At 64.6% G+C, this 23,911-nt stretch carries 23 protein-coding genes and 2 pseudogenes; 15 read left to right on the top strand and 10 right to left on the bottom strand.

The genetic code is table 11. From position 1 onward, the window contains the following. The first annotated feature begins 57 nt into the window (after window positions 1–57). Together ACSKB8_RS11980 and ACSKB8_RS11975 are read left to right on the top strand one after the other, a co-directional pair. Window positions 58–966, top strand: a complete 909-nt coding sequence (locus ACSKB8_RS11980) for a helix-turn-helix transcriptional regulator (RefSeq protein ID WP_438104269.1) — start codon at window positions 58–60, stop codon at window positions 964–966. A gap of 2 nt (window positions 967–968) precedes the next feature. After that, entirely contained in the window at window positions 969–1,361 is a 393-nt protein-coding gene (locus tag ACSKB8_RS11975) for a group II truncated hemoglobin (RefSeq protein ID WP_438104267.1), read from the top strand. Window positions 1,362–1,468: 107 nt separating this feature from the next. Here the strand turns inward: ACSKB8_RS11975 and ACSKB8_RS11970 are convergent, their stop codons facing one another. Further along, window positions 1,469–1,801 (bottom strand): PRC-barrel domain-containing protein, encoded by a 333-nt coding sequence (locus ACSKB8_RS11970; protein ID WP_128936903.1) that lies wholly within the window; start codon window positions 1,799–1,801, stop codon window positions 1,469–1,471. A gap of 100 nt (window positions 1,802–1,901) precedes the next feature. Continuing rightward, the gene (locus ACSKB8_RS11965; RefSeq protein WP_438104265.1) at window positions 1,902–2,687 is read right to left on the bottom strand and encodes an IclR family transcriptional regulator domain-containing protein; all 786 of its coding nucleotides are present in this window, start codon (window positions 2,685–2,687) and stop codon (window positions 1,902–1,904) included. Between the two features lie 105 nt (window positions 2,688–2,792). Between ACSKB8_RS11965 and ACSKB8_RS11960 the strand changes: the two genes are divergently transcribed. From ACSKB8_RS11960 to ACSKB8_RS11950, 3 genes are all read left to right on the top strand, one after another. Next, complete coding sequence (locus ACSKB8_RS11960) at window positions 2,793–4,151, top strand: aromatic ring-hydroxylating dioxygenase subunit alpha (RefSeq protein ID WP_438104263.1); 1,359 nt, start codon at window positions 2,793–2,795, stop codon at window positions 4,149–4,151. Between the two features lie 272 nt (window positions 4,152–4,423). Beyond that, entirely contained in the window at window positions 4,424–5,884 is a 1,461-nt protein-coding gene (locus tag ACSKB8_RS11955; protein WP_438104262.1) for a glutamine synthetase family protein, read from the top strand. Window positions 5,885–6,273: 389 nt separating this feature from the next. Continuing rightward, complete coding sequence (locus ACSKB8_RS11950; protein WP_438104260.1) at window positions 6,274–6,633, top strand: hypothetical protein; 360 nt, start codon at window positions 6,274–6,276, stop codon at window positions 6,631–6,633. A gap of 123 nt (window positions 6,634–6,756) precedes the next feature. Here the strand turns inward: ACSKB8_RS11950 and ACSKB8_RS11945 are convergent, their stop codons facing one another. From ACSKB8_RS11945 to ACSKB8_RS11915, 7 genes and pseudogenes are all read right to left on the bottom strand, one after another. After that, on the bottom strand, window positions 6,757–7,470 hold the full coding sequence (locus ACSKB8_RS11945; RefSeq protein ID WP_438104258.1) for an ABC transporter ATP-binding protein: 714 nt from the start codon (window positions 7,468–7,470) through the stop codon (window positions 6,757–6,759). Next, complete coding sequence (locus tag ACSKB8_RS11940) at window positions 7,463–8,230, bottom strand: ABC transporter ATP-binding protein (protein ID WP_438104256.1); 768 nt, start codon at window positions 8,228–8,230, stop codon at window positions 7,463–7,465. The genes ACSKB8_RS11945 and ACSKB8_RS11940 overlap by 8 nt, the downstream gene beginning before the upstream one ends. Next, window positions 8,223–9,167: a branched-chain amino acid ABC transporter permease gene (locus ACSKB8_RS11935; protein WP_438110502.1), complete on the bottom strand. Its 945-nt coding sequence runs from the start codon at window positions 9,165–9,167 to the stop codon at window positions 8,223–8,225. Before ACSKB8_RS11935 ends, ACSKB8_RS11940 begins: the two co-directional genes overlap by 8 nt. 9 nt (window positions 9,168–9,176) lie before the next feature. After that, window positions 9,177–10,082, bottom strand: a pseudogene (locus ACSKB8_RS11930) (branched-chain amino acid ABC transporter permease); the annotation flags it as partial. 302 nt (window positions 10,083–10,384) lie between these two features. Then, window positions 10,385–10,603: a hypothetical protein gene (locus tag ACSKB8_RS11925; protein ID WP_091884873.1), complete on the bottom strand. Its 219-nt coding sequence runs from the start codon at window positions 10,601–10,603 to the stop codon at window positions 10,385–10,387. 1 nt (window position 10,604) lies between these two features. Next, window positions 10,605–11,261 (bottom strand): acyl-homoserine-lactone synthase, encoded by a 657-nt coding sequence (locus tag ACSKB8_RS11920; protein WP_164934754.1) that lies wholly within the window; start codon window positions 11,259–11,261, stop codon window positions 10,605–10,607. 86 nt (window positions 11,262–11,347) lie between these two features. After that, on the bottom strand, window positions 11,348–12,076 hold the full coding sequence (locus ACSKB8_RS11915; RefSeq protein WP_128940226.1) for a helix-turn-helix transcriptional regulator: 729 nt from the start codon (window positions 12,074–12,076) through the stop codon (window positions 11,348–11,350). Between the two features lie 168 nt (window positions 12,077–12,244). Between ACSKB8_RS11915 and ACSKB8_RS11910 the strand changes: the two genes are divergently transcribed. The 10 genes and pseudogenes from ACSKB8_RS11910 (at window position 12,245) to ACSKB8_RS11865 (ending at window position 22,352) form a co-directional block, all read left to right on the top strand. Then, window positions 12,245–12,421 carry a hypothetical protein gene (locus tag ACSKB8_RS11910; protein ID WP_091884862.1) on the top strand — a complete coding sequence of 59 codons (177 nt, stop codon included), beginning with the start codon at window positions 12,245–12,247 and terminating at the stop codon, window positions 12,419–12,421. 280 nt (window positions 12,422–12,701) lie between these two features. After that, a complete protein-coding gene (locus ACSKB8_RS11905; RefSeq protein WP_438104253.1) occupies window positions 12,702–13,640 on the top strand; it encodes a LysR family transcriptional regulator in 939 nt (312 codons plus the stop codon). Window positions 13,641–13,772: 132 nt separating this feature from the next. After that, window positions 13,773–14,651 (top strand): annotated as a pseudogene (locus ACSKB8_RS11900) (shikimate dehydrogenase). A gap of 56 nt (window positions 14,652–14,707) precedes the next feature. Next, window positions 14,708–15,838 carry an ABC transporter substrate-binding protein gene (locus ACSKB8_RS11895; protein ID WP_128936913.1) on the top strand — a complete coding sequence of 377 codons (1,131 nt, stop codon included), beginning with the start codon at window positions 14,708–14,710 and terminating at the stop codon, window positions 15,836–15,838. Between the two features lie 232 nt (window positions 15,839–16,070). Continuing rightward, window positions 16,071–16,946: a branched-chain amino acid ABC transporter permease gene (locus tag ACSKB8_RS11890; protein WP_438104251.1), complete on the top strand. Its 876-nt coding sequence runs from the start codon at window positions 16,071–16,073 to the stop codon at window positions 16,944–16,946. Continuing rightward, window positions 16,943–17,941: a branched-chain amino acid ABC transporter permease gene (locus ACSKB8_RS11885; RefSeq protein WP_438104249.1), complete on the top strand. Its 999-nt coding sequence runs from the start codon at window positions 16,943–16,945 to the stop codon at window positions 17,939–17,941. The genes ACSKB8_RS11890 and ACSKB8_RS11885 overlap by 4 nt, the downstream gene beginning before the upstream one ends. Next, complete coding sequence (locus ACSKB8_RS11880; protein WP_091884839.1) at window positions 17,938–18,681, top strand: ABC transporter ATP-binding protein; 744 nt, start codon at window positions 17,938–17,940, stop codon at window positions 18,679–18,681. The genes ACSKB8_RS11885 and ACSKB8_RS11880 overlap by 4 nt, the downstream gene beginning before the upstream one ends. A gap of 10 nt (window positions 18,682–18,691) precedes the next feature. Then, a complete protein-coding gene (locus ACSKB8_RS11875) occupies window positions 18,692–19,429 on the top strand; it encodes an ABC transporter ATP-binding protein (protein ID WP_438104247.1) in 738 nt (245 codons plus the stop codon). Continuing rightward, on the top strand, window positions 19,426–20,484 hold the full coding sequence (locus ACSKB8_RS11870) for a Gfo/Idh/MocA family protein (protein ID WP_438104246.1): 1,059 nt from the start codon (window positions 19,426–19,428) through the stop codon (window positions 20,482–20,484). The genes ACSKB8_RS11875 and ACSKB8_RS11870 overlap by 4 nt, the downstream gene beginning before the upstream one ends. Continuing rightward, window positions 20,481–22,352, top strand: a complete 1,872-nt coding sequence (locus ACSKB8_RS11865; RefSeq protein WP_438104245.1) for a bifunctional sugar phosphate isomerase/epimerase/4-hydroxyphenylpyruvate dioxygenase family protein — start codon at window positions 20,481–20,483, stop codon at window positions 22,350–22,352. The genes ACSKB8_RS11870 and ACSKB8_RS11865 overlap by 4 nt, the downstream gene beginning before the upstream one ends. 349 nt (window positions 22,353–22,701) lie before the next feature. On the opposite strand, the gene ACSKB8_RS11860 is transcribed toward ACSKB8_RS11865, so the two are convergent. Beyond that, complete coding sequence (locus tag ACSKB8_RS11860; RefSeq protein ID WP_128936920.1) at window positions 22,702–23,874, bottom strand: ABC transporter substrate-binding protein; 1,173 nt, start codon at window positions 23,872–23,874, stop codon at window positions 22,702–22,704. Window positions 23,875–23,911: the final 37 nt, after the last annotated feature.

Below are 23,911 nucleotides of genomic sequence, written 5' to 3'. Positions count from 1 at the left end.
CCAGCAGGCACTATGTTTCATTAAAACGCGCCGCAGGACATCCGCTAAAGAAGCCTCATGACCGACAGTCCCGACGCCGAATCCCGATTTCTCGAACAGCTCGGCCAGCGCGTGCGCACCATGCGCGCGCTGCGCGGCATGTCGCGCAAAGTGCTCGCCAAGGTATCGGGAATTTCGGAGCGCTACATCGCGCAGCTCGAGAGCGGCAAGGGCAATGTCTCGATCGTGCTGCTCCGCCGCGTCTCCGATGCGATGGGCGCACATCTCGAAGACCTGCTCCCCAGCGCCGATCCGACGCCGGACTGGCAGATGTTTCGCGACCTCCTGCGCAAGGCGACACCAGCGCAGATCGCGCAGGCCAAGGATCTGCTCGCCGGCGGCAGCGCGTCTGCGCCGCGGCGCGCGCCGTTCTGCGGCATTGCGCTGATCGGCCTGCGCGGCGCCGGCAAATCCACGCTCGGCCGGATGCTGGCGAAGAGGATCGGCTGGAGTTTTGTCGAGCTCGACAAGGAGGTCGAGCAGCAGAACGGGCTCTCGGTCGCCGAGATCATCGCGCTGTACGGCCAGGAAGGCTTTCGCCGCATGGAGCAGGCGGCGCTGCAGCAGCTGCTCGCGCGCAACGAGCTGATGGTGCTGGCGACCGGCGGCGGCATCGTCTCCGAGCCCCTGACCTTCGACCAGATCCTGACCTCGTTCTACACGATCTGGCTGAAGGCCGAGCCGGAAGAGCACATGGCCCGCGTCCGCCGCCAAGGCGATCTGCGCCCAATGGCGGACGATCGCTCAGCGATGGCCGAGCTGCGCAACATCCTCTTGAGCCGCGAGCCGCTGTATTCGCGCGCGACCGCGGTGGTGGATACCGCGGGCCTCTCCGTCGACGCGGCGGCCGCACGGCTGATCGATGCGGTGCGCCCAGTGCTGCAGAACGAAGCGCGCAGTTTTGGATTGCGCAGCGTGGCGCTGTAAAGATGACCGACAGCACCGTCACCACCTCCATGTTCGAGCGGATCGGCGGCGGTGCCACGATCGAGCTTCTGGTCGATTGCTTCTACCAGCGCATGGATACGCTGCCGGAGGCGCAAGTCATCCGCGCGATGCATGCGGCCGACCTCGGCCTGATCAGGGACGTGCTGAAGCGCTATCTCACCGAATGGACCGGCGGCCCGCGGCTTTACTCGGTCGAGAAAGGCCATCCGCGGCTGCGCCAGCGGCACATCGGTTTTTCCATCGGCGATGCCGAGCGCGACGCGTGGATGGTGTGCATGCGCGGCGCGCTGGAGGAGACGGTAGCAGATCGTGCCGCGCGGCAGGATCTCGACAAGGCGCTGTCCGGCCTCGCCGACTGGATGCGCAACAGATAGTGGCCCGTAGCCCGGATGGAGCGAAGCGCAATCCGGGAAGGTCTCGCCTGCCGTGAGCTCCCGGATTCCGCTGCGTTCCATGCGGGCTACAAAGACTGCAGCACCACCTAGATCGACCAGTAATGCGGATGCGGATAGGGCCGCGAGCGGTCGCCCCAATCGAACGCGTCGCCGTCGAATTCGCATGGGCCGCTGCTGAGCTGGTCCAGCGTCACCTCGGCCTGGAAGGCCTGACGTCCCGGATCATATTTCAGCGCGCTCCACTGCAGAGGATAGTGGTGATGAGTGCCGAGCAGCCGGCCGGTCTTGATCACGGCGTAGGCGACGGTTCCGCTCACCTTGTCGAGCATCAATCGCTCGATCGTGCCGAGCTTGCTGCCGTCACTCCCATAGACGGCGACGTGCTCGACGCGATCACTGGGAACCATGGTGTGTTGCATGGCGTGCTCCCTGATCTTGTCCGGACAGCATTATAGCACAGACGGCGGCGTGTAGGACGGCTCTGTGTCAGCCCAGTCCGCTCTTGCGTTGCACCTAAAGCTACAGAAGTTGCGAGCGCACCGCCTCCGCGCCGTCGCGCAACAGCGGCAGGAAGCGATCGAGCAGCTCCTGAGCGGGCACGCGGTCGACATGGGCGCCCATGTTGATGGCGGCAACGATCACGCCGTCATAACGGCGGACGGGGACTGAGATCGAGCGGAAATGCGGCTCCGCTTCGCGGTCAACCAGCGAGTAGCCCTGTGCGCGGTCGGCGCTGATGCGCGCCAGCAGCGCCTTCGGATCGGTTTCCGTCTGCGGCGTCAGCGCCTGGCGGTTCATCGCATTCAGGCGCGCGGCGAGATCGGCATCTTCGAACTGGCCGAGCATGGCGCGGCCAACCGAGGTGCAGAAGGCCGGCAGCCGGTAACCGATCTCCAATCCGCCGGAAAACACCCGCGTCGGACCGCCGCGGGCGATGAACACGACGTCATCGCCATCGAGCACCGCCAGCGAAGAGATTTCCTGCGCCGCGATTGCGATGCGATCGAGCACGGGCTGCAGCACGGCAATGATCTGACTCGAGCGCAAATATGATGCGGCCAATGTCAGCACATGCGGCGTCAGCGAGAACAGCTTGCCATCGCCGGCGACGTAGCCGCCGCGCTGGAGCGTGAACAGCATGCGCCGCGCCGTGGCGCGCGGCAGATCGGCGGCACGGGCGAGATCGCTCAGCGTCATCGGGCCGGCCGTGGCGCCGAAGCACTGCAGCAGCCGCAGACCGCGATCGAGGCTCTCGACGAAATCGGTCGCGCGCTCGTCGCTCTCGCTGCGCTTCAGCTTGGGCATGGCTTCGGGACAATCCTGCAAAATAGTGCTTGCTGCCGCTCCAAGGCATGTCATAATTCGCCCATTCGTTCAATAGGCGAACAAACGCCCAAGGATGCACGCGCCATGATGAGCCAGGAGCAGAACGACCTGATCACCCGCACCGGTCCGAAGGATCCTTGCGGCAAGCTGATGCGGAGCTATTGGCAGCCGGCGGCGCTGGTGGACGAGCTGGAGGGTGCGCGGCCGATCCGTCCCGTAAAACTGCTCGGCGAGAGCCTGGTGCTGTTCCGCGACGAGCAAGGGCGTTACGGCCTGATCGATCGCCACTGCGCGCATCGCGGCGCCGACCTCGCCTTCGGTCGGCTCGAACATGGCGGACTGCGCTGCGCCTTCCATGGCTGGCTGTTCGACGCCACCGGCCAGTGCATCGAGACGCCGGCCGAGCCGAAGGACTCAAAGCTCTGCCAGAACATCCGCCAGCGCTCCTATCCCGTGGTGGAGAAGAGCGGCATCCTCTGGGCCTATCTCGGCGCGGGTGAGCCGCCGGCATTTCCCGAGATCGACTGCTTCATCGCGCCCGGCACGCACACCTTCGCCTTCAAGGGCCACATGGCGTGCAACTGGCTGCAGGCGCTGGAGGTCGGCATCGATCCCGCGCACGCCTCCTATCTGCACCGCTTCTTCGAGGATGAGGACACCTCCACCGCCTACGGCAAGCAATTCCGCGGTGCCTCGGCCGGCTCGGACCTGCCGATGACCAAAATCCTGCGCGAATACGACCGCCCGATCATCAATGTCGAGCATACCGAATACGGCCTCAGGCTGATCGCACTGCGCGAGATCGACGAGGAGCGCACTCATGTGCGCGTCACCAATCAGCTCTTCCCGCATGGCTTCGTCATCCCCATGAGCACGGAGATGACGATCACCCAGTGGCACGTGCCGGTCGACGACGAGAACTGCTATTGGTACGCGATCTTCACCAGCTACACCAACCCGGTGGACAAGACGAAGATGCGCGAGCAGCGGCTCGAGCTCTATGAGCTGCCCGACTACAAATCGCGCAAGAACCGCAGCAACGACTACGGCTTCGATCCGCACGAACAGCAGACCGCGACTTACACCGGCATGGGCACCGATATCAACGTCCACGACCAGTGGGCGGTGGAATCGATGGGCGCGATCCAGGACCGCACCAAGGAGCATCTCGGTCAGAGCGACAAGGCGATCGTGCAATATCGCCGCCTGCTGCGGCAGGAGATCGAGAAGGTGTCGGGTGGCGAGAAGCCGATGCTGTTCCTGGACGAAGCCAACGCGCGCAGCATCCAGGGTCCGGCGACCATGGACGGCATCGGCCCGACGCGGGGCTGGGAGACCTATTGGATGGAGGTCGATGTCAAGCGCCGCCGCGGCGCGCCATGGACCGCGCCGGTGCCGAAGGACATTGCCGACAACGTGCATCGGCTGACGGCGGCGGAGTGACCTTCGTGCACCGAACCCGTAGGGTGGGCAAAGGCGCAAAGCGCCGTGCCCACCATGCTTTCTTTCAGACGATAGGCACGCGGTGGGCACGCTACGCTTTGCCCACCCTACGGTAGCGGAGTCAACGTGATGGCCCATCCTCGTCATTGCGAGCGCAGCGACGCAATCCAAAAATGCACCCGCGGAGAGAGATTCTGGATTGCTTCGCTACGCTCCGCAATGACGGAGTATGTTGCGGCAGCTTCGCGTCGAACGACTAGAGGAGTGGAGAAGTGACTTTCGTCGCGCGTCATGGGCTGTGGTCGGATGAGCAGAGGGACGCGGCGACGCGCATGCGCCGCATCGTCGAGGAAAAGAACCTCGAGGTCATCCGCCTCGCCTTTCCCGACCAGCACGGCATCTTGCGCGGCAAGACCATCATCGCCGCCGAAGCTCTCGCCTCGCTGGAGAGCGGCTGCTCCATCACCACCACCATGCTCGCCAAGGACACCTCGCACCGCACGGTGTTTCCGGTGTTCACGTCAGGCGGCGGCTTCGGCATGAAGGAGATGGAGGGCGCGGCCGACGTGCTGATGGTCGCCGACCCCACCACCTTCCGCGTGTTGCCGTGGGCGCCGGCGACGGGCTGGGTGCTGTGCGATCTCTATTTTGGCGACGGCCGTCCGGTGCCGTTCGCAACCCGCGGGCTCTATCGCAAGGTGCTCGATGAGCTCGCTGGCCGCGGCTACGATTTCGTTGCGGGCCTCGAGGTCGAATTCCACATCTTTAGACTCGACGACCCGCATATGCGCCCGGAAGACGCAGGCCAGCCCGGCACGCCGCCTTCGGTGAGCCTGCTCAGCCACGGCTATCAATACCTCACCGAGCAGCGCTTCGATCAGATGGAGCCGGTGCTGGAGATTTTGCGCCGCGACATCGTCGCGCTCGGATTGCCCTTGCGCTCGGTCGAGGTCGAGTTCGGGCCGAGCCAGTGCGAGTTCACGTTTGCGCCGAGGAAGGGGCTTGAGCCCGCCGACAACATGGTGCTGTTCCGCTCCGCCGCGAAGCAGATCGCACGCCGGCATGGCTATCACGCCACCTTCATGTGCCGGCCGAAACTGCCGAACGTGTTCGCGAGCGGCTGGCACCTGCACCAGTCGATCGTCTCGCGCGCGACTGGCGAGAACCAGTTCATGACCAAGGAAACGGCAAAGGAAGCGGCAAAGGACGACGGCGAGCCGCTCAGCGCGTTCGGCAAGGCGTACCTCGCCGGCCTGCTCGACCACGCCCGCGCCTCCACCGTGTTCACCACCCCGACCATCAACGGATACAAGCGCTACCGCTCCTATTCGCTGGCGCCGGACCGCGCGATCTGGGGCCGCGACAATCGCGGCGTGATGATCCGCGTGCTCGGGGCAGCCGGCGATGCGGCGACGCGCCTGGAAAACCGCATCGGCGAGCCCGCCGCCAATCCCTATCTCTACATGGCCTCGCAGATCCTGTCGGGCCTCGACGGTGTCGATCGCAAGCTCGATCCGGGCCCCTCCGCCGATACCCCCTACGAGACCAAGGCGCCGCTCCTGCCGAAATCGCTGCGCGATGCGGTTTCCGCACTCAAGGACGATCCGTTCTTCCGCGAAAAGCTCGGGCCTGAATTCGTCGACTATTACACCCACATCAAGAACGCAGAGATCGATCGCTTCCTCGCCGAGGTGACCGACTGGGAGCACCGCGAGTATTTCGAGGTGTTTTGACCCGTGGGCGCCGTCGTTCCGGCATAGTGCGAAGCGCCAGGCCGGGAACAGCGAGATTCCGGGTTCGGTTCTATGGACCGCCCCTGAATGACGGCAGGTCGCGCTCACACCGGCGTGAGGCCGTTTCGTCCGCCGGGTTCCGACGACATCGCAAACCCGCCCCACGAAGCCATTTTCCGATTCCGGCGAAAATCGCCGGAAAGAAAGCGGGCGCAGTCTACTGCAAATGATGAACAATGGAGTTCGATCATGTTGAGTCAGTTGTTCAGTCTGATCTATCGCCTCTCCTGCCGGTCCACTCTGATCGAAATCGGCACCCACCGTCTGGCGCGTTAGCCCCCGGCCGGCGCGATCAGGTAAGACGGACTGACCAGATGACGGGGATTCCCATGCGCAAGCTGATCCTGATTGCCGCGATGTCGCTGCTGGCGACGCAAGTGCATGCCGGTGGGTCGCGGAGCCTGAGCTTGGCGGCAACAAATCCGAACCAGCAGGCAGCCGAGCAGCCGGCCACGACGGCTGCAACGCAGGCTCCGGCAGCAACGCCGCCGACAAATATCCAAACCGCGATCACCACGCCGACGACTACGACCGCGCCGGCCGCGACTGCGCCGGTTGCCACAGCACCTGCACAGTCAGCCGCAGCGCCGGTATCCAGCACGACCGAAGCGGCCAAGCCAAAGCGCCGCCAGCCCTCGGTCGAAGCGCGTGTGATCCGCGAATTGCATCGGCACGGGATTTATTGGTGAGAGCACCCCGCCTTCTCCACCGTCATTGCGAGGAGCCCTTGCGACGAAGCAATCCAGACTGCCTCCGCGGACGCATTCCTGGATTGCTTCGCTGCGCTCGCAGTGACGGGGAGAGAGCGAGGCTCAGATTCCCAAATATTTGTGCTGAAGATCCGGCGCGGCCATCAGCTCGTCGGAGGTGCCGCTCCACACCGTCTTGCCGCGCTCGATGATGTAGTGGCGGTCGCAGATGCGAGCGAGGTGATCGACATTCTTGTCGACCACCAGAATCGACTGTCCGCGGCTCTTGAGCAGCGACAGGCAATTCCAGATCTCTTCGCGGATCAGCGGCGCGAGGCCCTCGGTCGCTTCATCCAGGATCAGGAGCTTCGGGTTGGTCATCAACGCGCGGCCGATGGCGAGCATCTGCTGCTCGCCGCCGGAGAGCTGGTTGCCCATGTTGGCGGCACGCTCGGCGAGGCGCGGAAACAGCACGTAGATCGCGGCCAGCGTCCAGGGATTGGGGCTGCCGAAGCGATCGGCGGCGGCGGCCACGAGATTTTCGCGCACGGTGAGGTTCGGGAAGATCTGGCGTCCTTCAGGGACGAGGCCGACGCCGAGTTTTGCAATTCTGTACGACGCAAGCTGTCGCACCTCGGCGCCCGCAAAGCGGATCGCGCCTGATCGCGCCGGCGTCAGGCCCATGATCGAGCGGATCGTCGTGGTCTTGCCCATGCCGTTGCGGCCCATCAGCGAGACCATCTCGCCGGGCTTGATCGACAGCGACAGCCCGAACAGCACCTGGGACAGGCCGTAGCAGGTTTCGATGCCGTCGACGTCGAGCAGCGTGTCAGCCATGATGCGTCACCACATGCTGATCGCCGAGATAGGCGCGCTTGACGTCCTCGTTCTGGCGGATCGCGGCCGGATCGCCGGAGGCGATGACACGGCCGTAGACCAGCACCGAAATGCGATCGGCGAGCGCGAACACCGCCGGCATGTCGTGCTCGACCAGCACGATCGAGACCTCTTTGCGCAGCTCCTGGAGCAGCTTCACCATGCGCTGGGATTCGGTGACCCCTAAGCCGGCCATCGGCTCGTCGAGCAGCAGCAGCTTCGGCTTGCTCGCGAGCGCCACCGCAAGCTCGAGCTCGCGGCGCTCGCCATGGCTGAGCCTGGACACCACGACATCGGCACGATGCGACAGTCCGACGCGATCGAGCGCGGCATGGGCGGCATCGCGCAGGCCATTCTCCTTGCGCGCGTTGGCGAAGAAGCGGAACGACGTGCCGGCATGCGCTTGGGCTGCCAGCGCGACATTGTCGGCGGCGGTGAAATCGAGCAGCAGCGAGGTGATCTGGAACGAACGGGCAAGGCCGAGCGCGCAGCGGCGATAGGCCGGCAGATAGGTGATGTCCCGCCCCGCCAGTGAGACTGTTCCGGAATGCGGTTCGAGATGCCCGGTGAGCTGGCTGATCAGCGTGGTCTTGCCGGCACCGTTCGGGCCAATGATGGCGTGCAGCTCGCCGCTAGCGACGTCGAGCGAGACGTTGTCGGTCGCGATGATGCCGCCGAAGCGGCGCACCAGCTTTTCGACGCGGAGCAGGGGTTCAGCCACGGCCAGCCCTCCCGAGCACACCCATGATGCCGCCGCGGCCGAACAGGACGATGAGCAGCAAGAGCGGGCCCATGATCAGCGCCCAGTATTCGGTGATCTGCGACAGGAACTCTTCCAGCAGCAGGAACACCACCGCGCCCATGATCGGGCCGAACAGCGTGCCCATGCCGCCCAGGATCACCATCACCATGAGATCGCCGGAGCGGGTCCAGTACATCACGGCCGGGCTGACGAAATCGGTGTTGTTGGCGAGCAGCGCGCCGGCAAGGCCGCACATGGTGCCTGATATGACGAAGCAAACGAGCTGGTAACGCTTGGCGGGAAAGCCGATCGCCTGCATGCGCTGCTCGTTGGAGCGCAGGCCCTGCACGACGAGGCCGAAGCGCGAATTGACGATGCGCCAGATCAGGAAGATGACACTGAGGAGGCAGGCGAGGCAGAGATAATAGAACTGCGTACGGTTCGAGAGATTGATCAACCCGGAGAAGTCGCTGCGCTGGTAGACGGTGAGGCCGTCGTCACCGCCATAGCGTGCCAGGCCCGACGCGACGTAATAAGCCATCTGCGCGAAGGCCAGCGTGATCATGATGAAGTAGACGCCGCGGGTGCGAAGCGAGAGCGCGCCGATCACCAGCGCGTAAGCCGCGGAGGCCGCGAGCGCGACCGGAAACTGGATGAAGCCGCTGCCGACACCTTCCTGCGCCAGCATCCCGACTGCGTAGCCGCCGATGCCGAGATAGGCGGCGTGGCCGAAGCTCATCATGCCGCCGAAACCCATGATGAGGTTGAGGCTCGCGGCTGCCAGCGCCAGGATGATGATGCGGGTGAACAGCGTCAGGATGAAGATGTTGCCGGTCAGATGCGAATAGAGCGGCAGCAGCACGAGGCCCGCCAGCATCAGGGCCGTAACGGCCTTGCTCACAGTGAAAGCCTTCATCGACGACTCGGCTGGAAACAGCCCCTCCGGCCGCACCACCAGCACGATCGCCATGAGGAGATAGATCAGCATGGACGACAGCGCGGGCGCGGCGGTGGAGGCGGCGGCGCCACTCAGCACCTGCCGCAACAGGTTGGGCAGGAAGGCGCGGCCGAGCGTGTCGATCATGCCGACGAAGATCGCGGCGAGGAACGCGCCGCGGATCGAGCCGATGCCGCCGATCACGATGATGACGAAAGCGAGGATCAGGATGTTCTCACCCATGCCGATCTGCACGGTGAGGATCGGCGCTTGCATCAATCCGGCAAGGCCCGCGAGCGCGGCACCTAAGCCGAACACCAGCGTGTAGAGCAGCTTGATGTTGATGCCGAGCGCGCCGATCATCTCGCGGTTGGAGGCGCCGGCCCGGATCAGCATGCCGATGCGGGTGCGCATCACGCCGAGATAGAGCAACAGCGCCACCAGCAGCGCGACGACGATGATGGCGAGGCGGTAGGCGGGGTAGTGGATGCCGGGCAGGATCGGCACCGGCACGGTGAGCCAGGCCGGCAGCGGCAGCGCAAGGCCGGCCGGGCCCCAGATCAGCCGCACGGCTTCATTGAAGAAGAGGATCAGGCCGAAGGTTGCGAGCACGTGGTCGAGATGGTCTCGCCCGTAGAGATGTCGCAGCGCGCTCATCTCGAGCACGATGCCGAGCACCAGCGTCGCGCCCAGCGCCAGCAGCGCACCGAGCAGGAAGCTGCCGGTCCAGGCCGCGAAGGTCGCGGCGAAATAGGCGCCCATCATGTAGAGCGAGCCGTGCGCGAGGTTGACGAGATCCATGATCCCGAACACCAGCGTCAGGCCGGCGGCGAGCAGAAACAGCAGCAGGCCGAACTGCAATCCGTTCAAGAACTGTTCGACGACGAGCAGCATCAAGACTCTTTCAGGCGCACGCGGTGTCGCGCCGATGTTCGAACACAGTCGCCATCAGTGAAAGAGCTCCCCCTGCCTGTTCAAGGCCGAAAAATGGGTAATGGCAGTATCGTTCCGAGGCAAGAGCGATTTGACACCAAACATGCACTTTGTTGCATCTCGGCGTGCGCGGCCGAAACCTGCTCGGCAATGCAAAAAGGTTGCCGCGCGGCATGGGGCAACCTGCCGCACCCAAACGATCACCCTCCCCCGGCAGGCCGAGGGAGGGTGCGAATGTCGTCGAAATTCGGCGAGAGATGCGTTTAGTGCGACGTCATCTGCTGGGGAAAGTCGTCCGGTTCGGCGAGCACGCTGTTGGCCGTCGAGGCCTCCAGCGCGGCCATCCGGAACAGGTAGGCCAGCGTCGCCAATCCGGAATCGTCCGCCATCTGCGCCAACTCGAGCGCCATGTCGGACATGTAGCCGAGGTTCTCGTCCTTGGTCTGCGCCATGATCTGGCTGTCCCGCATCAGGTTCGACATCTCAGGCGCTCTTTCGTTGCGCGGCAAGGCCGCGGAGGTTGGCACGGGCAATGCAGTCGATCCGGGGACCGTCCTGCTGGACGACGCTCGTCATTCCGATACGGTCACGCACGACATCGAGCGACTCCTGACGGACCTCGATCGTTGCCGCCATGGTCCAGGAATTTTCCACCAGCGCCGGCAATCCCAGCGGCGTCACGATGAATCCGATGTCGTTGAAGCGCGGCAACCACCACGTCTCCATGACGAGGCAGAGACGCTCGATGCCCTGATCGAGACAGAACTCCTGCGCAGCCGCCATCAATTGTAGATTGAACGCGCCGTCGCGGCGCTCGCGCGACACGAAGAAGCGCGACCACTCCCAGACCAGCGGGTCCGACGGGCAACCACGCACCGCCGCGAGATGCGGAAAGACTTCGCTCATCATCGTCGGTCTGGTGGTGGGATACAGGCGGGAGCCGCCGAGCACCCGGCGGTTTTCGAGAGCCAGCAGGTAGACCGCGTCCTCATTGTCGTAGCTATCGATCTCGCGGCCGTCGGGCTTGCGTAGCGCCTCCCATTTCCGCTCCTCGACAAAAATCTCGTGACGAACCCGAAAATACTGTTCGAGAACGTCCTCGTAGAGGTGCCGATTGACGGCAGAAATCACATGAATCATGAACTCCCCCATGGCTCGAAATGAGGGGGAGCCTCAGCGAAAAAGGCAAAGTCGACTATTGGGAAATTTCCCAGTAGGCGAGGATTTCAGGGATTGATGATTCTGTGGCGGATCGCGATCGCGACCGCATGCGTCCGGTTGACGGCACCGAGCTTGCGCGCGGCAGTTGCAAGATGCTCTTCCGCCGTGCGTTGCGTGATGTGCAGGATCTCGCCGATCTCCCAGGCGGACTTGCCTTGCGACGCCCAGGCAAGCACCTCGCGCTCGCGCGGGGTCAGGCGCATCGACGGATGCGGCGCCGGATCGAGCAGACGGCGAATGTGATCGAAGCCGTACATCCCGATCAGGTGCAGCGCCGGCTTGCTGCGCGCATTGAGGTCGAGGTGGACGCCACCGAGCGAGACGCCGGCCTCGTAGCCGGTCAAGCCGTGGATCGGCACGACGAAGCCGCGCGACATGCGGAAATCGGCGGCGCGCCGCATCACCTCCACCGCACCCGGCTCCAGCTCCGGATCGTACGGCGCCTCAGACCACTCGAAAGGGTTCACCGTCTGCCGGCATTTGCGGATCACGGGGTCGACACGGTCGTAGCTCTTTTGGATGTAGAGGTCGAACCACTCCGCCGGCCACTTCTTGGCGAGCACCATCTGGGAAAAGCGCTGATCGGGATTCGGCAAGCCCGTTACGATGATATGTTCGAAACCGTATCGGCCGAACGCGGTAGCAAGCGCATCCATGGCGTCCGGAACCTTGGTATAGGCTCCCAGGCCTTCGATGAAGTCGAGCGCCTCCCGGCCATAGTCTACGGCGGACATCAGTGCATTTCCTGACTCTCGCCCTGCCGTATAGCACGTATTTGGGGGCTGCCTCAATTCGCTGCTCCCGTAGTTTGCCGGTGTTCCGTCCGCACCGAAGATTTAATCTACTTGTGGAAGAAGTGAGGTCAAGATACACCTGAACGCGTCCGTAGCGGGAAAACCACGATGCAAGACGAGGACATCGCCCTCAACAGCGTGCTCGGCCTGGAATTGAACCGCGTGTTTTTCGCCGTCCGCCAAACGGCAAACAAACAGAAGATCATCGAGTTCGCGCGCGAGGTGCTGCAAAGCGAGCGCGCGGAGCTGGCGGACAGCCTCCTACCCGAGGGCCCGGCGAGCTAGCCAACGCAGCCGCAGCAAACGACACGCCCAGCGCGAGCGACGCCCTTGAACGTGCCGATTTTCGTCGAAACAGTTTGACCATTGCCTTCCCTTCTCCCCTTGTGGGAGAAGGTGGCGCGAAGCGCCGGATGAGGGGTTGTCTCCGCGCGTTCAAATGCGAGAGCTCGCAAGGCGGAGAGAACCCCTCACCCGTCTCGCCGCTTCGCGGCGAGCCACCCTCTCCCACAAGGGGAGAGGGAAGGCCCCCCGCCACCACGATCATGCTTCGGATGCCCAGGACATGATGACGCTGCGCCAGGTTGAAGTGATCCGTGCCGTGATGGTGACGGGCACCATCGGCGGCGCGGCGAAGCTGCTCAACGTCTCGGCGCCGGGGATCAGCCGCCTCGTCAAATACACCGAGCGCTCGCTCGGCATCCGCTTCTTCCAGCGCCAAAACGGGCGCTACTTCCCGACGCCGGAAGCCGAGAACATCTTCGAGCAGATCAACGGCGTCTACAAGAAGGTCGACGACCTCTCCGAGATCATCTCCAAGATCGGCCGCGGTGGATTGTCGGAGCTGCGCATCGGCTCGGTGCCGAGCATCTCGCAGGTGATGGTGCCGCGCGCGATCGAGCGCGTGCGTCGCCGCTATCCCGATCTCGGCATCGACATCAACATCCTCAAGCTCGAGGAAGCCATCGACTATCTGATGCTCGGCCGCGGCGAGTGCGTGGCGATGAGCTACCGGCTGGAGCATTCCGGGCTCGACTTCATGCCGCTCGCCTCGGGCGAGCTCTATTGCATCGTGCCGCCGGGTCACGAGCTCGCCGGCCGCAAGCAGGTCTCCGCCGCCGAGATCACCCGCTATCCGCTGATCGGGATCGATCCCAACGATCCCTACGGGCGGATCATGGCCGAGATCTTCGCGCGCAACCGGCTCGACTACAACATCACCATCCGCGCGCGCTTCGGCACCACGGTCTGCGCGCTGGTGAAGGCCGGGCTCGGCATCGCCATCATCGACCAGTTCACGGTGGCCCATGGTGGTTATCCCGGAATCGAGCTCTTGAAGATCACCGAGCCGACGCGGTTCGACACCTACATCGCCGTGAAGCGCGGCGCGCCGTTGTCGCTCCATGCCGAGTACTTCATCGAGGCCCTGCGCGCCGAGATGCGCGCGGTCGAGCCGTCCCGCGGCAACAGCAAGGCCGGCTCGGCACGCGGGCGGAAGAAATAACATTATGTTAGGTTTGCCGGATAAAAGGGTAATTGTGTTAGGCAGGGGAAAGACTATCGTCGCAGCTGGAATTGCGCGGATTTCCCCGCTAATGGCCGGGACCGGACGCTCCCAACGAGATGTTAGCGAACCATGTCGAAGCGCGGATACGCCGCCAGCAAGAAGCTTCTCACCGGCCTGATCGGCGCGCCGATCGCGCATTCCGCGTCCCCCGCCATGCATGAGCGCGCCGCCGAGGCGCTTGGCCTGCGCGGCCACTACCAGCTCATCGAAGTGGCCGGCGCCGATGCGGCCGGGCTCAGTTTGATGCTCGAAGGCGTGCGACGGCTCGGCTTTGCCGGCGTCAACGTCACTTACCCTTACAAGGAAGCCGTGGTCCCGCTGCTCGAACGCGCTGGCGCCAGGCGCTGCCGCCATGGGTGCGGTCAACACCGTCGTCGTCAGGGACGGCCGGCTGACCGGCCACAACACCGACACCACGGGCTTTGCGCGCGCGGTGGCCCCGCTGCTGGCCCCGTCCGCCAACGCCGTTGCCGTGATCGGCGCCGGCGGTGTCGGCAAGGCGATCGCGTTTGCGCTGGCGAGCCTGGACGTGACCGACATCCGCATTTTTGACAGCGAACCTGCGCGCGCCGAGAAACTCGCCTCGCTGCTTGCCAGGCAGGGCGGCGCGAAGATGGCCGGAAGCGTCGAGGATGCGCTCGATGGCGCAACCGGCCTCGTCAACGGCACGCCGGTCGGCATGCTGCCGAACCGCGACACGCCAGTGCCGGCGGCGCTGCTCAGGGCAGACCTGTGGGTCGCCGATGCCGTCTATTCGCCGCTGATCACGCCGCTGCTTGCCGCAGCGCGAGAGAAGGCGCTCGGATCATGACCGGCCGCGAGCTCGCGATCTTCCAGGCCGCCGACGCCTTCGAACTGTTCACGGGCCTTGCCCCATCGACCGAGATCATGGGAGAGGCTTTTGATACCGTGATGGCCGCGCGCAGCGCCGCCTATCGGGCAGCTTGAGACGAAGCGGCCGGGGACAAGGCCGCTTGCAAGATTTGAAACGGGAGGAGAGGACGATGAAATCAACGCTACTGGTGGGCGCGCTGCTCACCGCCATGACGGCAACGAGCGCCTTTGCCCAGGCGATCAAGCTCGCCGATGTCGCCGAGCTCTCGGGCGGCGGCGCGACCGTCGGCACCAACTGGAAGAACGGCATCGATCTCGCGATCGAGGAGATCAACGCCAAGGGCGGCGTGCTCGGCCGCAAGCTGGAGGTCACCCACGCCGACTCGCAATCCAACCCGGGCGTCGCGCGCGCCCAGGTGCAGAAGGCGCTCGACGCCGAGCCCTATGTGCTGCTGGGGCCCGGCTATTCCGGTTCGGTCAAGGTCACCGCGCCGCTCGCCGCCGAAGCCGGCATCGCGCAGATCATGGGCGGCGAGGCCGCCGAGCTGACGCAAGCAGGCAACAAGTTCCTGTTCCGCACCTCGTTCGGCCAGCAATCCTCGATGCCGAAGGTCGCCAAATACATCCACGACGAGATGAAGGCGAAGTCGGTCGCGGTGGTCTGGGTCAATAATGATTTCGGCCGCGGCGGCCGCGACGTCATCGTGAAAGAGCTCGATCGGCTCGGCTCCAAGGTGGTCGCCGACCTCTCGACCGAAGCGGGCCAGGCCGATTTCGCCGCCGACGTCGGCAAGATCAAGGCTGCCAATCCCGATGCCGTGTTCGTCTACCTGAACGAAGAAGAGAGCGCGCGCATCCTGAAAGAACTGAAGCGCCAGGGTGTCACCGCGCCGCTGATGGGCGAGACCACACTGATCGGCCAGAAGGTGATCGAACTCGCCGGCGATGCCGCCAATGGCGCGCGCGGCCATGTCGGCCTCACCACCGACGCGCCGGTCGACCTCATCAAGGCGTTCCGCGAGAAGTTTTCCAAGAAGTACAATTACGTACCCGACCACAACGGCCTGAAGGGCTATCTCGCCGTCTACATGGTGAAGGCCACCACCGAGAAGATGGGCAAGGTCGACCCGAAGAAGTTTGCCGACACGCTGCACGGCCTGACCATCAAGGCCGCGGACGAGCCGGGCATCCTGATGGACGTCACCTTCAGCGACACCGGCGACATCGACCGCCAGAGCTTCCTGGTCGAGGTGGTCGAAGGCAAGCAGGTGGTGAAGCAGGTGCTGCCGAAAGTGAAGTGAGGGACGCGGTCCTTCACTTCTCCCCGCAAGCGGGGAGTTCTTCTTCTCCCTCGCCCCGCTCTTCGCGGGGAGAGGGTTGGGGTGAGGGGTGCTTCTGCGCCAACGGTGAAGATTGGACGCGCGGAAAGCGCCCTCACCCCCACCCTCTCCCCGTAAGGACGGGGAGAGGGAGTGATAGACCTGAACTCGCGTCGATCCAGTTCCCTCGGGCTCTAACGATCAAAGAGAACCCATGTCCAATCTGTTCGATCTTCTGGTCGCGGGACTTGCCACCGGCGCGATCTATGCGCTGGTCGCGGTCGGCTTCACGCTGCTGTGGCAGACCTCGCAGACCATCAATTTCGCGCAAGGAGAGTTCGTGATGCTGCCGGCATTCCTGATGCTGGCGGCGATGCATGCCGGCGCGCCGTTCTGGCTCGCGATCATCCTCGGCATCCTCTTATCGATGATCCTGCTCGGCCTCGCCTTCAAGATGCTGCTGGTCGATCCGATGATGCGCCATGGCGTGCTGCCGCTGGCGATCGCGACCATGGCGCTGGCCATCGGCATCAAGGAATCCGTCAAGCAGTTCTTCAGCGCCGAGGCCTCGCCCTTTCCGTCGATCGTGCCGACCGGCGATATCTCCGTTCTCGGCCATGCGGTATCGCTACAAAGCATCGGCGTCCTCGCCGTCGCGATCCTTGCCGTGGTCGGCCTGACCACGCTGCTCAACCGCACCTCACTCGGCCACCAGATGCAGGCGGCTGCCCAAAACCCGACGGTGGCGCGCATCATCGGCGTGCCGGTCGAGCGCATGATCCTGCTGACCTTCCTGATCAACGCCTTCCTGGTGGCGCTGGCCTCGCTGTTGATCACACCGATCTATCTCGCCAAATTCTCCTCTGGCGAGGTGCTGGGCCAGGCCGCCTTCATCGCCGCGATCGTCGGCGGCTTCAACCAGGTGCGCGGCGCGATCGCCGGCGGTCTTTTGATCGGCGTGCTCGACAATCTCGCGGCCGCCTATGTCTCGACGCAGTACCGCGCCGCCGTTCCGATGATTTTCCTGATCGCCGTCATCCTGTTCCGGCCGCAGGGCTTGCTCGGCCGCGCCGAGGAGCGCACCGTATGAGCGGCTTCGCCAAACCCCTGAAGATCGCGCTCGGCCTTGCTGTCATCGCTGCGCTGATCATCGTTCCCATGAACTTCAACCGCTACGGCCTGTTCATCCTGAGCCAATGGGCGGTGATGAGCATCGCCGCGATGGGGCTCAACCTCACGCTCGGCTATGCCGGCCAGGTCTCGCTCGCCCAGGGCGCCTTCGTCGGCATCGGCGCCTACGCGGCGGCGATCATGGCCACCCATGGCTGGCCGCTGCCGGCGGCAATACTGGTCGCGATTACCTTAAGCTTCGCGGTCGGCTGGGTGCTCGGCTATCCCGCGTTGCGCGTGCAGCACCACTACCTCGCCTTCGTCACGCTCGCCTTCTCCACCCTCGCCTTCCTGGTGTTCCGCAACGAGAGCTGGCTCACCGGCGGCATCTACGGCATCTCCAACATCCCGCGGCCGCACGTCTTCGGGCTAGCGACCAACAAGCCGCTGCCGTTCTACTATGTCTGCCTCGGCTCGCTCGCGATCGTGTCGCTCGCAGTGTGGTGGCTGATCCGCTCGCCCTGGGGCCGCGCCTTCATGGCGCTGCGCGAAAACCCGCTGCGCGCGCAATCGCTCGGCGTCGACACCCGCCGCTACACGCTGATGGCGTTTGCGATCGGCTCGGCGCTTGGCGGCGTCGCCGGCGCGCTCTACGCGCCGCTGACGCAATATATCGATCCCGTGCCGTTCGACCTGTCGCTCTCACTTGATCTGTTGATGATGGTGATCGTCGGCGGCGCCGGCTTCTATTTCGGCCCCTTCCTCGGCGCCATGATCGCGGTGCTGCTGCCGGAATGGCTGCGCTTCACGGAGGGCTATTATCTCATGCTCTACGCAATCGCCGTCATGCTGCTGCTGATCTGGTCGCCGACCGGCATTTTGGGGATCCTCGATCGCGCCATGGCGGCACGGCGGACCAAGGCAGCGTCCGCGCTGCGCGCCGTCGCCAAATCGCGCCTGGAGACGGTGCAATGAGCGCGGTCCTCGAGGTTACCAATATCAAGAAGAACTTTGGCGGCATCAGCGCCGTCGACGGCGTCTCGTTCGACGTGCGCGAGGGCGAGATCCTCGGCCTGATCGGGCCGAATGGCTGCGGCAAGTCGACCCTGTTCAATTGCATCCTCGGCCAGCTCACGCCATCAGGCGGCGAGGTCAAGCTCGACGGCAAGCTCGTCACGGGCCTGCGGCCCGCCGAGCTCAACAAGCTTGGGGTCAGCCGCACCTTCCAGCTCCTGCAGGTCTTCCCAAAGCTCTCGGTGCGCGAGAACCTGATCCTCGCCGGCCAGGAACACCAGGGCAACATGGCCTCGCGCCTGGTCGGCCGCTCCGATGCCGGGCTGACTGATAGCGCCAACCAGATGATCGGCTTTTTCAAGCTCGACCATCTCGCCGACGAGCCGGCCGGTGGTCTCTCCTACGGCCAGCAGAAGCTGCTCGATGCCGCCATGGCCTTCATGGGCGGCCCGCGCCTCGTGCTGCTCGACGAGCCCGCCGGCGGCGTCAACCCGTCGATGCTGGCGGACCTCAAGGACCGCCTGGTCGCGATCAACCGCGAGAAGAACGCCACCTTCGTCGTGATCGAGCACAATATGGAATTCGTGATGTCGCTGTGCTCGCGCGTCATGGTGATGGCAGAAGGCAAGGTGCTGGCGATGGGACGGCCGGACGAGGTGCGGAAAAACCCCGCCGTGATCGAAGCCTATCTCGGACATTGAGGAGGTGACCATGAGCGACCCGATCCTCTCGGTTCACAATCTCGTCGGCGGCTACGGCAAGATGACGATTTTGAACGGCACGACCTTCGCCGTACCTCAAGCCACGATCACGACGATCATCGGCCCGAACGGCGCCGGCAAGTCGACCGTGTTCAAGGCCATCTTCGGCCTGCTCAAGCTGCGCGAGGGCAAGATCAGCTTTGCTGGCAGCGACGTCACGAACTTGAGCCAGCGTGCGCTGCTCAATGCCGGCATCTGCTACGTGCCGCAGGGCCGCAACATCTTTCCCGAGCTGTCCGTGCGCCACAATATCGAGCTCGGCGGCGTCGCGGCCGGGAAGGGCCTCGACCTGCAGAGGCGGATCGAGGCAGCACTCGACCTGTTCCCGGCACTGCGGCGGAAATCGACGCAGCAGGCCTCCACGCTGTCCGGCGGCGAGCAGAAGCAGCTCGAGATCGCCCGCTCGCTGCTGCTCGAACCGAAGCTGGTGCTGATCGACGAGCCCTCGATCGGCCTGTCGCCGCTGATGGTGCAACAGACCTTCGACATCCTCAAGAGCTTGCGCGACCGCGGCGTCACGATCCTGATGATCGAGCAGAACGCACGCTCGGCGCTGGAGATTTCCGACATCGGCATCGTGCTCGAGCTCGGCCAGACCCGCATGGTCGACGACGCCAAGCGCATTTTGAACGATCCCCGCATCGGCCAGCTCTTCCTGGGCGGTGCCATGGAGGAGAGCGCGGCATGAGCGCCAAGATGCGCATCGCCGTTGCCGGCGCGGGCCTGATCGGCCGCCGCCATATCGAGCTGATCGAGGCATCGCCGGATTGCGTGCTGGCCGGCATTGCCGATCCTTCGCCGGCCGCTGGCGATTTTGCGCGGGCGCGCAACACGCCCTGCTATGCCGATCATCGCGCATTGCTGGAGCAGGAGAAGCCGGACGGGCTGATCATCGCCTCGCCGAACACGCTGCATCTGCCCATGGCGCTCGACTGCGCCGCGGCGGGCGTGCCGGCGCTGATCGAAAAGCCGGTGACCGACAGCGTCGCAGCGGCACGTCGCCTCCGTGAGGCGGTCAAGTGCAGCGGCGTGCCGATGCTGGTCGGTCATCACCGCCGCCACAATCCGATCATCAAGGCCGCACGCGAGGCTGTCGCGACCGGCAAGCTCGGCCAGCTCACCGCCGTGGCCGGGCTGTGGCTGCTGAAGAAACCCGACGATTACTTCGAGGTCGCCTGGCGGCGCGAACAGGGCGGCGGGCCGCTGCTGATCAACCTGATCCACGACATCGACAATCTCCGCTTCGTCTGCGGCGAGATCGCCGAAGTGCAGGCGCTGACCTCGAACAAGGTGCGCGGCTTTGCCGTCGAGGATACCGCCGCGCTGCTGCTGCGCTTTGCCAATGGTGCGCTCGGAACGGTGACGGTCTCCGATGCAACGCCGGCACCCTGGAGCTGGGAGCTGACTTCGGGAGAGAACGTCGTCTATCCCAAGCAGGACCAGCCCTGTTACGTCTTCGCCGGCACCAACGGCTCGCTGTCGGTGCCGACCATGGAGCTGTGGTCGTATTCAGAAAATCCCGGCTGGCACGCGCCCCTGGTTCGCAAGCCCGTCGCACTCTCCGCTTACGATCCGCTCGCCGAGCAGCTGCGGCATTTCCAAGCCGTGATCGCGGGCCGCGAGCAGCCGCTGATCTCGGTCGAAGATGCGATGGGCACGCTCGCGGTGGTGGAAGCCGTAAGCGAAGCCGCGCGCACGGGACGCACGGTATCGCCGGGCCGGATCATGGAGCAGGCAGCATGAACAAGCGCTCGATCGCAACGGTTTCCCTCTCCGGCGCACTGGACGAGAAGCTCCGCGCCATCGCAGCCGCCGGGTTCGACGCGGTCGAGATCTTCGAGAACGATCTACTGTCGTTCGGCGCCAGCCCGCGCGAGGTCGCGCGCCTCTGCAAGGATCTCAATCTCGAGATCTGCGCGTTCCAACCGTTCCGCGATTTCGAGGGCATGCCCGAGCCGCAGCGTTCGCGCAACTTTGCCCGCGCGGAGCGCAAGTTCGACCTGATGCAGGAGCTCGGCACCGATCTCTTGCTGATCTGCTCCAACATTTCGCCCGCCTCGCTCGGCGGCATCGACCGCGCCGCCGACGATTTTCGCGAGCTCGGCGAGCGTGCGGCGAAGCGTGGCTTGCGCGTCGGCTACGAGGCGCTGGCCTGGGGACGCCATGTCAACGACTATCGCGATGCCTGGGAGATCGTGCGCCGCGCCGATCATGCCGCGATCGGCATCATCCTCGACAGTTTTCATGCGCTGGCTCCGGGATTTCCGACGCGCGCGATGGCCTCGATCCCCGGTGACAAGATTTTTCTGGTGCAGCTTGCGGACGCGCCAAGGCTCGAGCTCGATATCCTCTCCTGGAGCCGGCACTTCCGCTCCTTCCCCGGCCAGGGCGACCTGCCGGTCGGCGAGTTCATGGCGGCGGTCGCTGCGACCGGCTATGCCGGGCCGCTGTCGCTGGAGATCTTCAACGACCAGTTCCGCGCCGGGTCGGCGGCGCAGACCGCGATCGACGGACTGCGCTCGCTGATCCTGCTCGAGGACCAGCTCGCAGCGGACTGGCCAAAGCTCGTCCACGAGCCGCTGGCGCCGAAGGCCAGGAGCTACGGTACCGGCTTCGTCGAATTCGCCGTCAACGAGACCAAGGCGGGCGAGCTTGCCCGCCTGTTCGCGCAGCTCGGTTTCCGCAAGACCGGCAAGCACCGCAGCAAGGCGGTGGAGCGCTGGTCGCAGGGCAAGGTCGAGCTCGTGATCAATTGCGAGACCGACGGCTTCGCGCATTCGCATTACGTCACCCACGGTCCCGGCGTCTGTGCGATCGCGCTCAACGTCGACAATGCGGGCCTTGCCATGCAGCGCGCCGAAGCGCTGAAGGCGCGCACCTTCTATCAGCCGGTCGGACCGGGCGAGCTGGAGATCCCGGCGATCCACGGCGTCGGAGGCAGCCTGCTCTATTTCCTGGATCAGGCCGGCAAGAACTGGGACACCGATTTCGAACCGGTCGCGAGCGAGACGAGCGCCGATGCACTTTTGGCGGTCGATCACATCGCGCAATCGATGCCCTATGACGAGATGCTGTCCTGGCTGCTGTTCTACACCGGCATTCTCGACCTGACGCGGCTGCCGCAGATGGAGATCGCCGACCCCAGAGGCCTGGTGCAGAGCCAGGCCATCATCAACGCAGACCAGAGCCTGCGCTTCGTCCTCAACGGTTCCTCCGCCAACCGCACGCTGCCATCGCGCTTCATCTCGGAGTTCTTCGGCTCCGGCGTGCAGCACGTCGCGTTCGCATGCCGGGACATTTTTGCGACGGTCGCGGAGATGCGCAAGCGCGGCGCGGATTTCCTGGACATTCCGGATAATTACTACGACGACATCGAAGCCAAGTACGACCTCGCGCCCGAGCTGATGGCGCAACTGCGCGCCAACCACATCCTCTACGACCGTGAGGGTGACGGCGAATTCTTCCAGGTCTACACCCACATCTTCGACGAGCGCTTCTTCTTCGAGATCGTCGAGCGGCGGAACTATCCGGGCTTTGGCGCGGCCAATGCCGGCATCAGGCTCGCAGCGCAGGCCCGCGAAGTGCGCCCCGCGAGCGTGCCAAGAGCGTAGGTGTCTTCGCCTCTCCCCGCCTGCGGGGAGAAGCCGACGCGCGTAGCGCGGCGGGTGAGGGGCACTCTCCGCGAGTCACCTGACAATCGGGGGCAGCGCTCTTCCAACACGTCATTGCAAGCGCAGCGAAGCAATCCAGAGATTTTCCGCGGAGGGATTCTGGATTGCTTCGCGGAGCCTGTCATCGGGCCGCGCTTCGCGCGGAACCGTTGGCTCGCAATGACAGTGTGGGGAGCATCGGGGAATTCGACTGTCTCCGTCCCCGCGGAGGCTCCCCTCACCCTACCCTCTCCCCGCAAGCGGGGAGAGGGAAAGAAGCAGCGGGGATGGGGAGAGGAAACAGATCAGCTCACTTCATCTTGCACTTGTCGTGGAAACGATCCTGGTCGTGCTCGACGATGGTGGCGACGGTCTTCAGTGCGAGCTGGCCGTCGGCGTCCTTGACCACGTCCTGCAGGTAGAAGTTCTGGATCGGGATGTGGTTGTTGCCGTATTTGAACGGGCCGCGCACCGATTTGAAGTTCACCTTCTCCATTTCGGCCTTCATCGCGTCCTTCTTCGAGGTGTCGCCCTTCACGGCGACGACCGCGCTGTTGATCAGGTTCGCGGCATCATAGGACTGCGCGCCGTAGAAGGTCGGGCGCAGGCCGGTATACTTCTTGCGGTAGTCGGCGACGAATTTCTTGTTCTCGTCGTTGGGCAGATCGTTGACCCATTGCTGAGCGCCGGGCACGCCGAGCGCGTTGTCCTTCTGCAGCGGCAGCGACAATTCGTCGATCGTGAAGGCGGTGTAGAGCGGAATCTGCGCTTTGATGCCGGCCTGGGCGTATTGATTGAGGAACTGGACGCCGGCCGCGCCCGGATAGAACACGAAGATCGATTCGGCCTTGGAGTTCTTGGCCTTGGTGAGCTCGGCGGAGAAGTCGAGCTGGCTCGGCCACACCGTGTATTCCTCACCCACGACCTGACCCTTGAAGGTGCTCTTCACGCCGGCCAGCATGTCCTTGCCGGCGGCGTAGTTCGGGCCGATCAGGAACACCGACTTGACGCCCTTCTGGTTCATATAGGTGCCGACCGCCTGCGGGGTCTGGTCGTTCTGCCAGGAGGTCGAGAACACGTAAGGCGAGCACAGCTCGCCCGCGAGCTGCGAGGGACCGGCATTGGCCGAGATCAGGAAGGTCTGTGAGTCCACCGCGGTCTTGAGCGAGGCCAGCAGCACGTTCGACCAGATGTAGCCGACGATGAAATCGACCTTGTCGGATTGCACCAGCTTCTCGGTCTTCTGCTTGCCGACATCCGGCTTCTGCCCGTCGTCCTCGTAGATCACCTCGACCGGCTTGCCGCCCATCTTGCGGCCGAGATGGTCGAGCGCGAGCTCGAAGGAATTGCGCATGTCATTGCCGATTACGGCGGTCGGGCCGCTGAAGGTCGAGACGAAGCCGATCTTGATGGTGTCGCCGGCGAATGCCGGATTTGCCAGCACCAGCGCCGCTGCGCCCGCCAGCCAGAATGCCGTCCTCATAACCACTCCCCTCCTTGATTATCGATCCCGGAAACGG

The organism is Bradyrhizobium sp. BR 1432 (assembly GCF_051547705.1).
GTDB lineage: Bacteria > Pseudomonadota > Alphaproteobacteria > Rhizobiales > Xanthobacteraceae > Bradyrhizobium > Bradyrhizobium zhanjiangense.
Note: the sequence above shows the minus strand (reverse complement) of the source record. Positions and strands in the feature narration are given on the sequence as shown.

Coding starts and splice junctions, on each gene's coding strand:
- ACSKB8_RS11860 (WP_128936920.1), bottom strand. CDS start 23,874: ATGAGGACGGCATTCTGGCTGGCGGGCGCAGCGGCGCTGGTGCTGGCA.
- ACSKB8_RS11885 (WP_438104249.1), top strand. CDS start 16,943: ATGAGCGGCTTCGCCAAACCCCTGAAGATCGCGCTCGGCCTTGCTGTC.
- ACSKB8_RS11865 (WP_438104245.1), top strand. CDS start 20,481: ATGAACAAGCGCTCGATCGCAACGGTTTCCCTCTCCGGCGCACTGGAC.
- ACSKB8_RS11880 (WP_091884839.1), top strand. CDS start 17,938: ATGAGCGCGGTCCTCGAGGTTACCAATATCAAGAAGAACTTTGGCGGC.
- ACSKB8_RS11965 (WP_438104265.1), bottom strand. CDS start 2,687: ATGCCCAAGCTGAAGCGCAGCGAGAGCGACGAGCGCGCGACCGATTTC.
- ACSKB8_RS11935 (WP_438110502.1), bottom strand. CDS start 9,167: ATGAAGGCTTTCACTGTGAGCAAGGCCGTTACGGCCCTGATGCTGGCG.
- ACSKB8_RS11980 (WP_438104269.1), top strand. CDS start 58: ATGACCGACAGTCCCGACGCCGAATCCCGATTTCTCGAACAGCTCGGC.
- ACSKB8_RS11905 (WP_438104253.1), top strand. CDS start 12,702: ATGATGACGCTGCGCCAGGTTGAAGTGATCCGTGCCGTGATGGTGACG.
- ACSKB8_RS11925 (WP_091884873.1), bottom strand. CDS start 10,603: ATGTCGAACCTGATGCGGGACAGCCAGATCATGGCGCAGACCAAGGAC.
- ACSKB8_RS11975 (WP_438104267.1), top strand. CDS start 969: ATGACCGACAGCACCGTCACCACCTCCATGTTCGAGCGGATCGGCGGC.
- ACSKB8_RS11890 (WP_438104251.1), top strand. CDS start 16,071: ATGTCCAATCTGTTCGATCTTCTGGTCGCGGGACTTGCCACCGGCGCG.
- ACSKB8_RS11875 (WP_438104247.1), top strand. CDS start 18,692: ATGAGCGACCCGATCCTCTCGGTTCACAATCTCGTCGGCGGCTACGGC.
- ACSKB8_RS11945 (WP_438104258.1), bottom strand. CDS start 7,470: ATGGCTGACACGCTGCTCGACGTCGACGGCATCGAAACCTGCTACGGC.
- ACSKB8_RS11970 (WP_128936903.1), bottom strand. CDS start 1,801: ATGCAACACACCATGGTTCCCAGTGATCGCGTCGAGCACGTCGCCGTC.
- ACSKB8_RS11915 (WP_128940226.1), bottom strand. CDS start 12,076: ATGTCCGCCGTAGACTATGGCCGGGAGGCGCTCGACTTCATCGAAGGC.
- ACSKB8_RS11960 (WP_438104263.1), top strand. CDS start 2,793: ATGATGAGCCAGGAGCAGAACGACCTGATCACCCGCACCGGTCCGAAG.
- ACSKB8_RS11920 (WP_164934754.1), bottom strand. CDS start 11,261: ATGATTCATGTGATTTCTGCCGTCAATCGGCACCTCTACGAGGACGTT.
- ACSKB8_RS11895 (WP_128936913.1), top strand. CDS start 14,708: ATGAAATCAACGCTACTGGTGGGCGCGCTGCTCACCGCCATGACGGCA.
- ACSKB8_RS11870 (WP_438104246.1), top strand. CDS start 19,426: ATGAGCGCCAAGATGCGCATCGCCGTTGCCGGCGCGGGCCTGATCGGC.
- ACSKB8_RS11910 (WP_091884862.1), top strand. CDS start 12,245: ATGCAAGACGAGGACATCGCCCTCAACAGCGTGCTCGGCCTGGAATTG.
- ACSKB8_RS11950 (WP_438104260.1), top strand. CDS start 6,274: ATGCGCAAGCTGATCCTGATTGCCGCGATGTCGCTGCTGGCGACGCAA.